The organism is Dyadobacter sp. CY261, from assembly GCF_021440085.1.
GTDB lineage: Bacteria > Bacteroidota > Bacteroidia > Cytophagales > Spirosomataceae > Dyadobacter.
The window spans coordinates 202,762-218,348 of record NZ_JAKCPW010000005.1 but is presented as its reverse complement, the minus strand read 5'-3'; the positions used below and the strand labels follow the sequence as shown (position 1 = coordinate 218,348).

Below are 15,587 nucleotides of genomic sequence, written 5' to 3'. Positions count from 1 at the left end.
TTTGATCTCGTTTAAGATTCTTAAAGTGGTAAATGCATCAAAATGCAGGCGCTTTCAAGCGCAGCCCTGCATCCTCCGGCAATCCAAATGCTAAATTCATATTCTGAACCGCCTGGCCCGACGCGCCTTTGGTAAGGTTATCGATGATGCTCGTAATGAGCAGTTGCCCATCATGAACTTCCAGATGCACGAAGCATTTGTTGGTATTCACAACCTGCTTCAAATCGATCGGCGTATCGCTTACATGCGTGAACGGGTGCGAAGCGTAATACTCCTTGTAAATGGCTTTTGCTTCTTCCAAAGTGCCTTCAAACCGGGTGTAAACATTCGCAATAATGCCCCGCGTGTAATCCCCGCGATAAGGCACGAAGTTCACCGGTTTGTCAAATCCAGCCTGCAATTTGCCGAAAGTCATTTTAATCTCCGTCAAATGCTGGTGCGTGAATGCCTTATAAATCGACATGTTATTGCTCCGCCATGTAAAATGCGTCGTCGCGCTCAGCGCCTGTCCGGCGCCCGTGCTACCCGTAACCGCGCTCACGTGAACCTCGTCCTTAATGAGTCCTGCATTGGCCAACGGTAAAACGGCCAGCTCAATACTCGTCGCGAAACAGCCAGGGTTGGCGATTTTGGTTGCACCCTTGATCCGCTCTTTTTGAAGCTCAGGCAAGCCATACACAAAGCCATCTGACTCGTCCCTAAAATCGGTGCTGAGGTCAATGACTTTTACCGACGCCGGCAGCTGATATTCATCTAGAAACTTTTTCGATTCTCCGTGACCTGAACAAAGGAAGATCGCATTTAAGCCTTCCTGATCCAGCAGCGGCTGAATATCGTCACCAGAAAACACCAGTTCCGTATCGCCAAGCAAATCCGTATGCGTCGCATAGACCGGCTTGCCGGTCTGGCTCTTGCTATGCGCAAATGCGATGTTTACATTTGGGTGGTTTATCAGTATTCTGATTAATTCTCCACCGGTGTAACCCGCAGCGCCAATGATGCCTATGTTAATGTAACTCATTTGTAATCCAGTTTTCAATTTCTAAGCCTCCAACCCGCTCAAATTCTTTGACATTATTCGTGACCAGGATGAGTCCGTGGCTCAATGCGTGTGCCGAAATCAACAGATCGTTTGCTCCAATTACTTTCCCTTTACCTTCCAAATCCGCCCGGACCGAAGCATATTGCTCGGCTGCCCGCGAGTCGAAATCCAGGATCGTAAATGGTTTCAGAAAAGCTTCCAGTGCTGTCCTGTTCTGCTCTTTAAGCTGACTTCTTTCAACGCCATACCATAGCTCCGCTACTACAATGGAAGAGATCGCGATCTCCGTCCAATCGAGCGATTGCAGCTTATGTAAGACTTCAATGGGCCTTTTCTTGATGATGTAGGCCACAATATTGGTATCCAACAAATATTTCATTCGAATAAATTTTCGGATTTATCGACTGGAGGCTGGATACGTTGAGTTAAAAAGTCGTCAGAAAAATCGGCAATGCCTTTCCACCATTCTAGCAATCCGTCTTTCAATTCAGACTGCTGTTTTCGTTTTTCCAAAATAGATTCCAGATAGTCATAAAGTTCCTGAAGAACGTCGGCAGGTAACCCCTGGACTTTCCGTTCGATTTGACTTTGAAGTTCTATTTTGGTCATATTCATCATTACTGTTCAATAGAATCACTCACCTTGCCATAAATCATCACCTGATTCGAAGCCACTTTTGAGAAGCCTCTTACATCGTCGCCAGTCCAGGCGTTGTTCATTTCCCCATAGCTGCCGAATTTGGACGACATCAGGTCGTAGGGCGACTCGATACCTTCTACATAGAAGCGGTGCGGCGCCAGGTAGACGTGTACTTTACCCGTTACGTGCGACTGCGTATCCGCTAGGAACGTCTCGATGTTACGCATAACCGGTTCTACAAATTGGCCTTTGTGCAATAAGCTACCGTACCAGTTCGAAAGTTGTTCTTTCCAGTAAAGCTGTTGCTCCGTTAAAACATGTTTTTCAAGCGTATGGTGTGCCTTAATGATAATCAATGGAGCCGCAGCTTCGAAGCCTACGCGACCTTTAATACCAATAATCGTGTCACCCACGTGAATATCCCGGCCGATTCCGAAAGGCTGTGCAATAGCAGCTAGTTTCTGAATGGCCGTCACAGAGTTTTCAAAAGTTTCACCAGCCACGCCTTTCAACTCACCATTCACAAATTCCAATGTGATGCGCTCGGGCTCTGTTTTAGTGATCTGCGTAGGCCAAGCCGATTCGGGAAGGTATTGGTCGGATGTCAATGTTTCTTTTCCTCCAACCGATGTTCCCCAAAGGCCTTTATTGATGCTATAAGCAGCTTTGGTCCATTCGCGGGAAACGCCTTTGGCCGTGAGGTATTCGATTTCTGCCTCGCGCGAAAGTTTCAGGTCGCGGATTGGGGTGATGATTTCAGCTTCGGGAATAATGATCCGAAAAGCCATATCGAAACGCACCTGGTCGTTACCTGCACCCGTGCTGCCGTGTGCGATCGCCGTAGCACCGATTTCTTTCGCGTATTCGGCTACCGCTACCGCCTGGAAAATACGCTCTGCGCTCACAGACAATGGGTACGTATTGTTTTTAAGGATGTTACCGAAGATCAGGTATTTTATACAATCATTATAATACTCCTTGGTCTTCGAAATTGTAGTATGTTGCTTCACGCCCAAAGTATAGGCATTCGCTTCGATCGTTTTCAGCTCTTCGTCCGAAAAACCACCGGTGTCAACCAAAACCGAATACACTTCGTAACCTCTGTCTTCGGCTAAATATTTTACACAAAAAGAGGTATCTAATCCTCCGCTAAACGCTAATACTACTTTGGGCTGTGACATTATATGTAAATTCTAATTCTGACTAAATGCTTGATTTGCGGAGCAAAAGTAACAAAAAATACCCCGCATCGGGCCTTTACGGTTGCCGGGCGGGGTATTTAAATGAGATGCAATATCTGTTAAAGTGTGCGGCACATTAATGTACCAGCACGGCCCCGGCGTTTTTCTTTTTGGCGCGTTCTTCCCTTCGCAATAAAATGCGTTGTTTGATGCGCATCCAACGCTCGTAAAGGCTGGATTCTTTCAGAAAATCCCAGGTATGGGTTTCAGTCGCGGTGGCGGTATTGTTGGATTGCGTCGCAGCGGGTTTCTTATCTTCGGGATCATACATCATTCCCGTGCAAAGGCAATGCTTTCTACCGGTCCGGGTGAGTACATCGTAGTTTACGCAGCTTGCGCAGCCTTTCCAAAATGCGTCGTCGGCGGGAAGTTCGCTGAATGTAACTGGTTCGTAGCCAAGGTCTGAGTTGATTTTCATCACCGGCAGACTGGTGGTGATACCGATAATCTTGGCATCGGGATATTTCTGGCGCGACAGCTCGAAAGCCTTCATTTTAATCGCTTTCGCCATGCCGCTATTGCGGAAATCAGGATGTACGATCAATCCCGAATTCGCCACAAATTTTCCGTGCTCCCAGGTTTCGATGTAGCAAAAACCTACCCATTCGCCTATTTCGGTGGTGGCAATGATGGCTTTTCCTTCCACCATTTTCTCCATGATATATACAGGGGAACGTTTGGCTATACCAGTACCACGCTTTTTAGCGCTCTCCTCCATCTCCGCGCAGATTTGTTCGGCGTAATGAAGGTGATTTTCATTGGCAGTCTGTACGATAAACTTACTGCCTACTACTTCGGTATTTTTCATTGATGACTATGCTGACAAAATGTTCAAGACAATAATAACTACCCAGAGGAAACGATGGGACGTCTAGAAATTGTAAGAAAATTGCGGGTATTAGATATTTACCACGTAGGTAAAAGAAGATTATGCGGTCCTGGGGGACCTGAATCGGAAAGGCGTAGTATGCAGAAAAGTATGTATGCCGTTGTGATTCATTGACTTGCTTTGCGTCTAAGAGGCTGCAAATTTTAGAAAAAAAAATCTTACTCCAAAGAAACAGAAGATATATTTTTATGGTTCGTTTTGTAATGTAAAGTTTCAAAGACCGGACTTACTGCACGCCGGAATCCGTGCCATTTACCCTTCGATTAACAATATTATTTTAACTCAGTGGCTTTCATGTCTCTAATCAGTACCGACGACCTTCTCAACGGCTATATCAATGGCATATTCCCGATGGCCGAGGCTGATGGTACGATCTACTGGTATTCGCCCAATCCGCGCGCGGTTATCCCTATTGATACTTATAAGCCTTCCAAGTCGCTTCGGCCGGTGCTCAACAAGCAACACTTCGAGATCAGGATCAATACCGACTTTGAGGGCGTTATGCGCGGTTGCTCGCTCCCCCGTGCGAATGAGCCCGGCACCTGGATTTCGGAGGAAATCATTGCTTCCTACACCGCATTGCACGAAATCGGTTATGCGCACAGCGTAGAGGCCTGGCGGGAAAACCGGCTTGTGGGAGGGTTGTACGGGGTTTCCATTAATGGGGTGTTTTTTGGGGAATCGATGTTTACGATCGAGAGTAATGCATCGAAAGTGGCGTTTCACTATTTGATACAGATACTCAAATTAAACCGTTTTGCATTGCTGGATACGCAGTTTATTAATGACAATGTGCTTCGTTATGGCGCTATTGAAATACCCCGCGATCAATACCTCGATCATTTGCAGAAAGCATTAAAGCTCAGAAGGCGGTTCGATGGGGCGGTTTTAAGCGAATTATAATGTGCCAAATGAACGGCGGGCTTCGGTTGGGCATCCGTTTTCGTATGAAAAGAAGTATTTTTAGCACCAGATTGATTACAGGGCATCGGAAATTTCAGCCAGGATGCCGCTTATTTGAATACCAAAGTGTCAAAACCTATTCTCGTCATCAAGTTCGGGACGGCCTCTATCACGCTTTCTTCGGGTGAACCTGATGTCAGGATCATTTCGGAAATAGCCCGGCAGGTTTCGGAAATCCATTCGCAGTATCGCATCATCATCGTTTCTTCGGGTGCGGTTGGTGCTGGTAAGGCATATATCAATGATTATAAGGGTACAATGACCCAGCGAAAGGCGGCGGCGTCTGTCGGTAATCCGTTGCTGGTGGGCCTTTATGCCTCCTATTTCGCTCCGAATAAGATTTACATTGCCCAAAGTCTTTGCGAGCGGCAGCATTTTGCGAACCGTAACAAATTCCTGCAACTCAAAGAAACTTTCGAGGAGCTGTGGGCCAACAATATTATCCCGATCGTGAATGAAAACGACGTGGTAAGCGACCGTGAGCTTAAATTTTCGGATAACGACGAGCTAGCTACTTTGCTAGCCGTTGGTTTCGGTGCCGAATCACTAATGTTCTGTACTTCCGTGGGCGGTTTGCTCGATGAGGAAGGTAAAATCCTGCGGAACGTATCTAATGTGAACGAGGTTTTTAAGTTTGTCAGGACTGATAAATCTTTCCTGGGACTTGGCGGAATGGCCTCCAAGCTGACTTTCGCCAAGCTGGCGTCGCGCATGGCGATCCGCGTGGTAATCTTTGGAATGAACCAGCAGAATGAACTGCTCAATGCATTAAAAGGCGAAGCAGGGACATTGATAACGCCGGGAAAAAGCACATTATCGGCCCGCAACCGCTGGCTCGGAAGCGGTGGCCTGGTATCGGGCACGTTGCATATCGACGAAGGTGCGTCCAATGCACTATTGAAGCGGAAAAGCTTGCTTGCGGTAGGCGTAACAGAAGTGACGGGCGATTTTGAAGCGGGTGAGATCATAGAGATCTATTCATCCGAAGATGAAATGATCGCCGTAGCGCGCGCGAGAGAGACCTCGTCCGCGATCCGGACGAACTTGAAAACAGTGAATTTTGAAGTGGCGCATGCCAATGATATAGTTTTGTTATAATGGAATCGATAATACCTCAATTAAAAGAAGCGCGGGAGGCTTCAGCCGCTGTCCGCAGGCTGACAGACCGACAAAGGGCGGATCTTTTGATCTCACTTTCGGCCAGAGTGCTGGCCAATGCCGAAAACATCATCGCCGAAAACCAGAAAGACCTGGTTTTAATGGATGATGCCGACCCGAAAAAGGACCGTTTGCTCCTGAACCAGAAGCGGATCAACGAACTGGCGCAAAGCCTGATTGACGTAGCCGAACTCCCGGATCCGACAGGAGAAGTTTTTGTCGAAAAAACCATTCAGCAAGGCTTGTCGCTGAAGAAAATTGCGGTGCCTTTGGGCGTGGTGGGTGTTATTTATGAATCGCGTCCGAATGTGACGATTGACGTGGCCTCATTATGCCTGCGCTCTGCGAATGCCTGCGTACTTAAAGGCGGAAAAGAGGCGCAGCATTCCAATACTTATCTGGTGGGTCTGATCCATGAGTCATTGGCTGATTTCGGCGTGCCTGCAGCGGCTGTGACATTGCTGCCCACAGGTCGCGAGTTTGTTGCGGAACTGTTGACCGCCATTCAATATGTCGATATAATCATTCCGCGCGGCTCGGAAGGACTGATCAAGTTTGTGCGTCAGAATTCACTTGTTCCAACCATTGAAACCGGAGCGGGTGTTTGCCATACATATGTTGAAAAGACAGGAGACCTGGATAAAGGCGCGCAAATTGTGGTGAATGCAAAGGTTTCTAAGCCTTCTGCCTGCAATGCGCTGGATACTGTGTTGGTAGATCGAGAAGTAGCGGGAAGTTTTCTTCCTAAATTGAAAGAGGACTTTATTAAATGGAATGTGGAGGTTTTTGCGGATGAGGAATCTTACGCCATTCTCCAAAATGCAGAATATCCCTTTTTGCAGAGAGCTACCGAAGATGATTTTGGAAGGGAATTCCTGGATTTCAAATGCTCAGTGAAGATTGTCGATGGGCTGGAAGATGCTCTAAAACAGATTGAAAACTATTCATCACGCCATTCAGAGGCTATTATTTCAACCAATGAAGAAGCTATCGAGACATTTCTGAAAGAAGTGGATGCTGCTTCTGTTTATGCTAATGCTTCTACGCGCTTCACGGATGGGGGCGTTTTTGCATTAGGTGCTGAAATTGGTATTTCCACCCAGAAACTGCACGCCAGAGGCCCGTTTGCATTAGAAAAACTGGTGACAGAGAAATGGATTGTTAAAGGAGACGGACAGGTAAGATGGTAGATAACACTTTGGAAAACCTGCAAACGCTGTCCGCGGAGGCCATCGCGCTATTGAAAAACCTCATTGAAACGCCTTCTTTCAGTAGGGAAGAAGAAAATACAGCCAAACTGATCGCGGATTTCTTTACCAAAAAGAACATCCCTTTTTATATCAAGAAAAACAATCTGTGGGCTTATAACAAGCATTTCGATGCAGCTAAGCCTACCATGTTGCTTAATTCACATCACGACACGGTAAAGCCGAACAAATCGTGGACGCTTGATCCGTTCAAAGCCATCGAGCGGGATGGGAAGTTGTATGGTTTGGGAAGTAATGATGCCGGGGGATGTCTCGTGTCGCTTATCGCTACTTTTTGTTATTTCTATAATAGGGAGGATTTGACTTACAACGTTGCCATCGCTACGACTGCCGAGGAAGAAATTTCAGGTAAGGAAGGCTTGGAAATCGTCGCGCCGGAACTCCCGGAAATTGCATTTGCGATCGTAGGCGAACCTACCGAGATGCATTTAGCGGTTGCTGAAAAGGGCTTGCTCGTGCTGGATTGTACTGCGAAAGGTGTTTCCGGGCATGCCGCGCGCGAAGAAGGTGAAAACGCCATTTACAAAGCATTGAAAGACATTCAGTGGATCACCGAATACAAGTTCCCGAAGGTTTCGCCAACGCTCGGGCCTATTAAAATGTCGGTGACGATCATCAATGCAGGTACGCAGCATAATGTAGTGCCTGATGCGTGTACATTCACGATCGATGTGCGGGTGACGGATCAATATACTTTGGAGGAAGTGATTGAAGAGATTAAAGCCAATATCCAATCGGAAGTAACACCGCGTTCGATCCGGCTGAGGCCGTCGAGCATTCCGATGGATCATCCGATTGTACAAGAGGGTTTGAAATTGGGACGCAATGCCTACGGTTCGCCTACCACTTCGGACCAGGCGTTGCTGGATTGTCCATCGCTGAAAATGGGCCCAGGGCATTCCGCGCGTTCACATAGCGCAGATGAATTTATTTATCTTCATGAAATCGAAGAGGGGATCGCGCAGTATATTAGAATGGTAGAAGGTGTGGTAACGCAATAATTTATTATACTTGCCAGAACGAACTAACCTCGTTTGGGCATGCGATTCTACACCCAGGAAGATACCAGTGCTTTTGATAATGTCCGGTTTTTGCACATTAAAGCTGCAAAGGCCGGGCATCTTTTTACCATCACATTAAGTCGCCCGGAAAAGCGGAATGCATTCACGCCGACGATGGCCGAGGAAATCACCTTCGCGCTTGCTTACGCGCATTACGAGGTTGAAATTCGCTGCATAGTGTTAAAAGCGGAAGGCTCAGTCTTTTGCGCGGGCGCTGATTTAAATGCATTTCACGACGCATCAGCCGATACTTTGAATCCAGGTTTGCCAACTATTCGTGAGCAAGTACGGTTAGGTGACGCATTCAATGACCTGTTGAAGCCCTGCATTGCCCAAGTTGAAGGCCCCGTGCTTGCGGGAGGTTTTTTAATAATATGCGGCTGCACATTCGTTTTCAGTGTCCCAGAAGCAAGTTTCAGTTTGCCAGAGGTAAAGCGTGGTATCTGGCCTATGCAGGTAATGGCGTCGCTTTTACCAATTATGTCACAGAGAAAGATTTTAGAAATGTCGATTATGGGGAAAGCCTATTCAGGTGCGGAAGCGTTGGAAATGGGCTTGGTAACGCATCTGGCTGAAAAAGTGAGTATTGAAGCCGAGGTCAATACAATAGCCGCACAAATTTGCAATAGCGCGCCATTGGCGATACAATCAGGAATAAAAGGTTTGCGGGAATTGCATAAAGTCCATCATAATGAGCAACATATATTCCTCAAAAGTGAATTGAACAAACTGCTTCAAACAGAGGACGCCAAAGAAGGAGCACTAGCCTTCAAAGAAAAGCGGGAACCAGTCTGGAAAGGAAAGTAATTGCCAGTTGGGGGCAAATCTCTAATTGACCGGCACAATTTCAATTTCCTCCCCATAACGGTTATGGAATTTGAAATCAACCACGCCTAATGACGAGTCTTTGATCAGCTTCACCCAGCTTCTGTAATGGAAGAACCATTTCATCTGCTCTGAGATCAGTCCTTTTGTGAAATAGGAATGTAGGAACGGGTGGAGAGAGATGGTGATGCCCCGCTCGTTCTGCTTGGTGAGGATGTAATCGAGGTTGTTGGCGATCACGTCGGATACGAGGATGCTCGCCTGGATTGTGCCCGTTCCGCCACAGGTGGGGCAAGTTTCGCGGGTGACGATGTTCATTTCCGGTCTTACACGCTGACGCGTAATTTGCAGCAGACCGAATTTTGAAAGCGGGAGAACGGTGTATTTCGAACGGTCACCCTTCATTTCATCACGCATGACATCGAAAAGCGTACGTTTGTTCTCCGCCTTTTTCATGTCGATAAAATCGACGACGATAATGCCGCCCATATCACGAAGACGTAGCTGACGGGCAATTTCCTTCGCAGCTTCCAGGTTCACGCTCAGTGCAGTCGCTTCCTGATCCTCTTCGGAATTGGATTTGTTACCGCTATTGACGTCGATCACGTGCAACGCTTCGGTGTGTTCGATGATCAAATAACCGCCATTGGGCAAGCTTACCGAACGCCCGAATAATGATTTGATCTGTTTTTCAAGACCGAATTGTTCGAACAGCTTGTTCTTTCCACTGTGCAGTTTCAGGATGTTCTCCTTGTCCGGCGCAATGTTGTGGATGTATGCTTTGATATCATCATAAACTTCCTTAGAATCTACGGTAATGCTGTCGAATGACTCATTCAGCATGTCGCGGATGATGGAGGAAGCGCGGTTCATTTCACCGATGACGCGGTCGCGGGGCTTGGCGTCCTTCAATGCTTTAATACCGTTCTCCCATTTGTCGAGGCAGTCCTGTAAATCCTTATTGAGCTCATCCACATCTTTGCCCATCGCTACAGTGCGGATAATTACACCGAAGTTTTGAGGCTTGATAGAAGACATCAATCGCTGCAAGCGGTTTCGTTCCTGCTTATCAGTGATCTTTTTGGACAGGTTGACTGAATTGGAAAATGGTACAAGTACAATGTATCGACCAGCAATAGAAATATCGCACGAAAGTCGGGGGCCTTTTGTAGAAATGGGCTCCTTGACGATCTGAACCAGGATTGGCTGGTTTTTGGAAAGAACTTTATCGATTTTACCCAGCTTTTCGATTTCCGGCTCCATCTTGAAATTTTTCAAGTTGCCGGAATGCACGCGCTTGGCAATGACGTCCTTGGTAAGCTTATTCAGCGAGTTGATATTGGGGCCTAAATCGAGGTAATGCAGGAATGCATCTTTCTCAAAACCAACGTCTACAAAGGCAGCATTAAGCCCTGCCACCAGCTTCCGAACTGTCCCGAGGTAAATATCGCCTACGGTGAAGCTCTGATCTGGTGTTTCTACGTGATATTCTAAAAGACGTTTATCCTGCAAAAGGGCTATACGCTCTCCCTTTTGAGTAGAATTGATTAGTAATTCGTTACTCAATGTTCAACCAACTGAATGGCTAGATAATGTTGATACTTAACTTCCCGCATATCAGACAGTTAGCGGGATACAAACGTGGGGAATAAGGATGACCGGATCTTAATAGTTTAAAATCCGGTCATAGCCAATTATTTTTTCTTATGTCTGTTTTTTCTGAGTCTTTTCTTTCTCTTGTGAGTGGAGATCTTATGTCTTTTTCTCTTTTTTCCGCAAGGCATGATTATGTCGTTTATAAAATAAGTAATGATATTTTCTTAATGATCTGATGATCAGTTGTTCAGGCGGCCTTCCAGCTCGCTGATGGCTTGCTGGATAACCGGATCTTTTTCCTCTTTTTTAACCTCTGACAGAACTTTGCTTGCTTGTTCCTTGTCACCCAATTCAACCAGTGAAAGACCGAGATAGAACTTGGCTTTCGTATTGGCAGGATTGTTGGTTAAGATCTGTCTGAACCTGTCAGCAGCTTTTGAATATTGGTTAGATCTCATGGACAGGATCCCCAGATTGAACAATGCCAATTCGTTGGTAGGATCCGCGTCGATCACTTCGCGTAACATCAAAATTCCCTGCATAGGGTTCTCTGTGTTCACATAAGTCATCGCCATGTTGGCTTTGGCAGTCAACAGTCCGGGATTTTGATCAATTGCTTTTTGGTAATATTCTCGGGTCTTAATACCCAGATTTTTGGCTTTTTGCTCGTCCACTGCGAAACCGTACGCCTCATAGTAGCGGTCGCCCGTCCTCATCAGGTTTTCGATCGCAGGAGAAAGCAGGGCCACTTTTTCGGCATAGAATGCAGCGCTGTCAAATTTCTGAAGCTTTGCAAACTCATCCGACAGCTTGATACCCGCCAAAACCTTGTCTTTGTCACTCGCCTGATTGAAGCCGCTCCTCAGCTGATCAACAACCTTTTGTTGATCAGGGGATAAAGCGGCTCCATCATGCGATTTGGAAGAAGATTCAGCTGCCGCCGCCGTTGTGGCAGCAGCGGTTGCCGACGTAGCGGCGCCCGACTGGCTCCTCTCTTTGTCCACATCCTTGCCTTTGTTGTTTACAACCACTTTGGGAAGGCTAAATAATGTTCCCACAAGCGCAACCGCAAGCACACAAGAAAGGATAATAGACTTTTTCATACTCTTATAACCCAACCTTTTTCAGGTAAATTACTTTTCAGCGACTGCTTTCAATTTGTCACTTTCTTTTACCTGCTCAACAAAAACTTTTGCAGGCTTGAAGCTTGGTACAAAGTGCTCGTCAATAATCATGGAAGTTCCCTTTGAAATATTGCGGGCAACCTTGCGTGCACGTTTTTTGTTGATGAAACTACCGAAACCTCTAACATAAAGGTTCTCACCATCAGAAAGTGAGTCCTTTACCACGGTAAAAAACGATTCTAGCGTTTGCTGAACATCGCCCTTGTCCACGCCTGTTTTCTCAGAAATCTGTGCGATTACGTCTGCCTTAGTCACTTTGATTGTTTACTTTAAGTGGATATTATTTCATTAATTTACTTACTCCTGTAAATTTTGGGAACACAAAGGTACGGTAATTTTCATAAAACTTAAAAGGATGATCACTTCCTTTTTTATATAATTCATTAAAAAACAGTGCATATAAGCGAAAATAATCTCATACCGGACGATTTTGAGGTGATTGATTTTAACAGAAGACTGAAATCCTGGTATCTTGAAAACCACCGCCCTTTACCCTGGCGCGAAACCAAAGACCCGTATAAAATTTGGTTGTCGGAAGTGATTCTCCAGCAGACGCGTGTTGTTCAGGGATTACCGTATTATGAGCGATTTATAGATCAGTACCCAACAGTGCATGACCTGGCAGCCGCCGACGAGCGTGATGTGCTCCGGCTCTGGCAAGGGCTCGGCTATTATTCGCGGGCAAGAAATATGCATTTCACTGCGCGTCAGGTTGTGAATGAATACAAAGGTGAATTTCCTGAAACCTCTGAAAAGCTTTCGAAATTGAAAGGTCTTGGCCAATACACGGCGGCCGCTATCGCGTCATTTGCATTTGATGAGGTGGTTCCGGCGATAGACGGCAACGTGTACCGGGTTATGTCACGGATTTTCGGCATTCAGTCGGACATGCTGAGCAGCGAGGGTAAAAAGGAATTTTCGAGGTTGGCAAGACAGACGGTTTCACGCGAAGATCCAGCCACTTACAACCAGGCAATGATCGAATTCGGGGCATTGCAATGCGTGCCTGCTTCTCCAAATTGCGCCGTCTGTATTTTCAACGACAGATGCTTTGCTTTCGCACATCAAATGCAGGGGCAATTGCCTGTAAAAATCAAGAAACTGACTGTAAAACAGCGTTTTATGAATTACTACGTCGTCAGGCAAGGCGACAGGCTTGCTATGCAAGAACGCCGCGGTCGGGACATCTGGACAGGCCTTTATGATTTTTACCTGATCGAATCCAAACTATTTGCCACAACTCCGGACGAACTGACGATCACTGACTCAATTTTCCGAAATCTGCTGACAAAGGGTCGGCTCAGCGAAGTCCCGAAACTGTATTCCCACATCCTCACGCACCAAAGGTTGCAAGTACGTTTCTGGTGGCTTGAAATTCCCGAAACCGAAAGGATAGATTTACCACCCGGGCTGGCTTTTTATGATCATGAGGAAGTCGAAGCTCTTCCGAAACCGATCCTGATCGATACCTTTTTGCGGGAAGAGGATTACCTGTAACCGCTTGATCATTCCTTGAAGTACTGTGGATCACTAGTGCAGTGCTTAGATACTAATTGTGTTTTTAGTAATATATTTTGTACAAAACACTTAATTAAGAGCAGTCATGGGAAGTTTTAGTTTAAATGCCAGCCAGATCGCGGACTATAACCGCGATGGCTATCTTGTGGTGAAAAGCCTGTTTTCTACGGAGGAAGTGGGGAAGCTATATCATACCGCGATTGAAAATTCGGTCATGCAAAAGAATGCAATGGATTTGAATGACCAGTCGGGGAAGAAAACGAAACTTTCGCTTTGGTTTACGCCGGGCGATGACGTGTTCGGATACTTGATCCGCAGCGAGCGAATGGTCAATTCGGTGTGGCAACTATTGCAGCACGATAGTCAGGTTTGTCATTTTCATACCAAATTGATGCAAAAAGAGCCCAAAGTGGGTGGTGCCTGGGAATGGCACCAGGACTATGGATATTGGTATAAAAATCAATTTATTTTTCCTGACCAGCTCATGAGCGTGATGATCGCATTGACTCCTGCTAACAAGGAAAATGGCTGTTTGCAAGTAATTAAAGGATCCCACAAAATGGGACGGGTGAATCATGGCTTCGCGGGAGAACAGGTAGGGGCAGACATGGAAATGGTGAACCATGCATTGAAAACGATGGATTTGGTTTACAGCGAATTGGAGCCTGGGGACGCATTGTTTTTTCACAGTAATTTAATGCACCGCTCGGAGGCCAACTTGTCTGACCATCCGAGATGGTCGCTGATATCCTGCTATAATTCGCAATCCAACATTGCTTATGCCGAAACCTCTAACTCGTGGCGTGTCCCGGTCGCCATCGTGCCCGACCGTGCGTTGCTGGAATGGAATGCGGGGTCGTTTGAAAATGCAGATTTTCTCAAAAAGGAAAATGATCCGGCGCTGAAATCTACCGGCTGGGAGAATGAAGTCAAGACAAACTGATCAACGACTATTTTACTACTAAACCTTAATAAAAAATTCGTTTATGCAGCAAATCGCAATGCTCGGCTCGGGCTTCATTGGCCGTTTTTATGCAGAATCCATTCACGGTCAGCGCAGCCGTGATCGCGTTGTGGCCATTTACGCGCGACGAGAAGAAAGCGCCCAAAAATTCGCTGACGATTATAGCTGCGACTTCTGGTCTTCGAATATGGAAGAAGTGATTGCACATCCGGATGTGAACATGGTCTGCATTGCATTGCCTAACAACATCCATGAGGAAGCGGTAATGCTTTGTGCGAAACATAAAAAGGCCGTGGTGTCAACTAAGCCGCTGGGCCGCAATGCTGCGGAAGCATTACGGATGCTGAAAGCCGTGGAAGAAGCGGGGATATTTGCCGGTTATCTCGAAGATTTGTGCTACACACCCAAGTTCCTGAAATCCCTAGAAAGCGTAAGAAATGGTTCGTTGGGCCGGATTATCTGGGCCAAATCACGCGAGGCGCATCCGGGCCCGCATAGCGAATGGTTTTGGGACATCGAGCAGGCAGGCGGCGGTTGCATTCTGGATTTGGGATGCCATTGCATTGAAATATCACGCAATTTTATTGGAAAAGACATTAAACCTGTGGAAGTAATGTGCTGGGCAGATACACAGGTAAAGCCGATCGACGCAGAGGATCACGCCATCGCACTGGTAAAATATGAAAACGGTGCTATTGGTCAGTTTGAAGTTAGCTGGACATTCCGCGGCGGGATGGACTTGCGCGACGAAGTAATGGGTACCGAGGGAACGATCTGGATCAACAACTTTTTGCGGACGGGTTTTGAAATGTTCACAACAGGCCAGAATCCGGACGGCGCAGGCGAGGAATATGTGGCCGAAAAGGCCGAAAGCAATACCGGATGGCTATTCCCGGTTGGTGATGAGGTGAATGACCTTGGTTACAACCACATGTTTACGGATATGTTCAATTCGGCGGAAAAAGGTAATGAGCCTGCGGAAACATTTTACGATGGCTATATTGTAAATGCCGTAATCGATGCGGCTTACAAATCTGCAAAAACAAAGCTTTGGGAAAAGGTAGAGTTGCCCATTTGGCGGGGCCGGGAAGGAGTCGAAAAACCTTCAAATTATGTTTCGTACAATGAAACGCACTACCTAATCAAGCAGGAAGTAACGCACGACGGCCGGAACAAGCTTATCCTGAAAGACAAGGTTACCGGCAAAATCACCGAACAGGACATTTAGGAGGCACATTT

The 15,587-nt window shown here is 46.5% G+C and carries 16 protein-coding genes; 8 read left to right on the top strand and 8 right to left on the bottom strand.

The features are described from left to right. Window positions 1–37: 37 nt before the first annotated feature. The 5 genes from argC to LZD49_RS15955 all read right to left on the bottom strand — a co-directional run bounded on the left by argC (window position 38) and on the right by LZD49_RS15955 (window position 3,730). A complete protein-coding gene (argC, locus tag LZD49_RS15975) occupies window positions 38–1,021 on the bottom strand; it encodes an N-acetyl-gamma-glutamyl-phosphate reductase (RefSeq protein ID WP_234668579.1) in 984 nt (327 codons plus the stop codon). Beyond that, entirely contained in the window at window positions 1,008–1,421 is a 414-nt protein-coding gene (locus LZD49_RS15970) for a type II toxin-antitoxin system VapC family toxin (RefSeq protein ID WP_234668578.1), read from the bottom strand. The genes argC and LZD49_RS15970 overlap by 14 nt, the downstream gene beginning before the upstream one ends. Then, window positions 1,418–1,651 carry a DUF2281 domain-containing protein gene (locus LZD49_RS15965; RefSeq protein WP_234668577.1) on the bottom strand — a complete coding sequence of 78 codons (234 nt, stop codon included), beginning with the start codon at window positions 1,649–1,651 and terminating at the stop codon, window positions 1,418–1,420. The genes LZD49_RS15970 and LZD49_RS15965 overlap by 4 nt, the downstream gene beginning before the upstream one ends. Window positions 1,652–1,659: 8 nt before the next feature. After that, window positions 1,660–2,862 carry an argininosuccinate synthase gene (argG, locus tag LZD49_RS15960; protein ID WP_234668576.1) on the bottom strand — a complete coding sequence of 401 codons (1,203 nt, stop codon included), beginning with the start codon at window positions 2,860–2,862 and terminating at the stop codon, window positions 1,660–1,662. Window positions 2,863–2,998: 136 nt separating this feature from the next. Continuing rightward, a complete protein-coding gene (locus LZD49_RS15955; RefSeq protein WP_234668575.1) occupies window positions 2,999–3,730 on the bottom strand; it encodes a GNAT family N-acetyltransferase in 732 nt (243 codons plus the stop codon). A gap of 375 nt (window positions 3,731–4,105) precedes the next feature. Between LZD49_RS15955 and aat the strand changes: the two genes are divergently transcribed. From aat to LZD49_RS15930, 5 genes are all read left to right on the top strand, one after another. Then, complete coding sequence (aat, locus tag LZD49_RS15950; protein WP_234668574.1) at window positions 4,106–4,714, top strand: leucyl/phenylalanyl-tRNA--protein transferase; 609 nt, start codon at window positions 4,106–4,108, stop codon at window positions 4,712–4,714. Window positions 4,715–4,840: 126 nt separating this feature from the next. Further along, window positions 4,841–5,872 (top strand): glutamate 5-kinase, encoded by a 1,032-nt coding sequence (gene proB / locus LZD49_RS15945; protein WP_234668573.1) that lies wholly within the window; start codon window positions 4,841–4,843, stop codon window positions 5,870–5,872. Next, window positions 5,872–7,122, top strand: coding sequence for a glutamate-5-semialdehyde dehydrogenase (locus LZD49_RS15940; protein ID WP_234668572.1), 1,251 nt, complete (start codon window positions 5,872–5,874; stop codon window positions 7,120–7,122). Before proB ends, LZD49_RS15940 begins: the two co-directional genes overlap by 1 nt. Beyond that, on the top strand, window positions 7,116–8,201 hold the full coding sequence (locus tag LZD49_RS15935) for a M20 family metallo-hydrolase (RefSeq protein ID WP_234668571.1): 1,086 nt from the start codon (window positions 7,116–7,118) through the stop codon (window positions 8,199–8,201). The genes LZD49_RS15940 and LZD49_RS15935 overlap by 7 nt, the downstream gene beginning before the upstream one ends. 39 nt (window positions 8,202–8,240) lie before the next feature. Further along, entirely contained in the window at window positions 8,241–9,068 is an 828-nt protein-coding gene (locus LZD49_RS15930; RefSeq protein WP_234668570.1) for an enoyl-CoA hydratase/isomerase family protein, read from the top strand. A gap of 21 nt (window positions 9,069–9,089) precedes the next feature. Here the strand turns inward: LZD49_RS15930 and LZD49_RS15925 are convergent, their stop codons facing one another. From LZD49_RS15925 to LZD49_RS15915, 3 genes are all read right to left on the bottom strand, one after another. Then, complete coding sequence (locus LZD49_RS15925) at window positions 9,090–10,652, bottom strand: Rne/Rng family ribonuclease (RefSeq protein ID WP_234668569.1); 1,563 nt, start codon at window positions 10,650–10,652, stop codon at window positions 9,090–9,092. Between the two features lie 269 nt (window positions 10,653–10,921). Next, the gene (locus tag LZD49_RS15920) at window positions 10,922–11,785 is read right to left on the bottom strand and encodes a tetratricopeptide repeat protein (protein ID WP_234668568.1); all 864 of its coding nucleotides are present in this window, start codon (window positions 11,783–11,785) and stop codon (window positions 10,922–10,924) included. Between the two features lie 30 nt (window positions 11,786–11,815). Beyond that, on the bottom strand, window positions 11,816–12,121 hold the full coding sequence (locus LZD49_RS15915) for an HU family DNA-binding protein (protein WP_015813879.1): 306 nt from the start codon (window positions 12,119–12,121) through the stop codon (window positions 11,816–11,818). A gap of 138 nt (window positions 12,122–12,259) precedes the next feature. Between LZD49_RS15915 and mutY the strand changes: the two genes are divergently transcribed. The 3 genes from mutY (at window position 12,260) to LZD49_RS15900 (ending at window position 15,576) form a co-directional block, all read left to right on the top strand. Further along, complete coding sequence (gene mutY, locus LZD49_RS15910; protein WP_234668567.1) at window positions 12,260–13,363, top strand: A/G-specific adenine glycosylase; 1,104 nt, start codon at window positions 12,260–12,262, stop codon at window positions 13,361–13,363. 106 nt (window positions 13,364–13,469) lie between these two features. Further along, complete coding sequence (locus LZD49_RS15905) at window positions 13,470–14,327, top strand: phytanoyl-CoA dioxygenase family protein (RefSeq protein ID WP_234668566.1); 858 nt, start codon at window positions 13,470–13,472, stop codon at window positions 14,325–14,327. Window positions 14,328–14,370: 43 nt separating this feature from the next. Then, a complete protein-coding gene (locus tag LZD49_RS15900; RefSeq protein WP_234668565.1) occupies window positions 14,371–15,576 on the top strand; it encodes a Gfo/Idh/MocA family protein in 1,206 nt (401 codons plus the stop codon). Window positions 15,577–15,587: the final 11 nt, after the last annotated feature.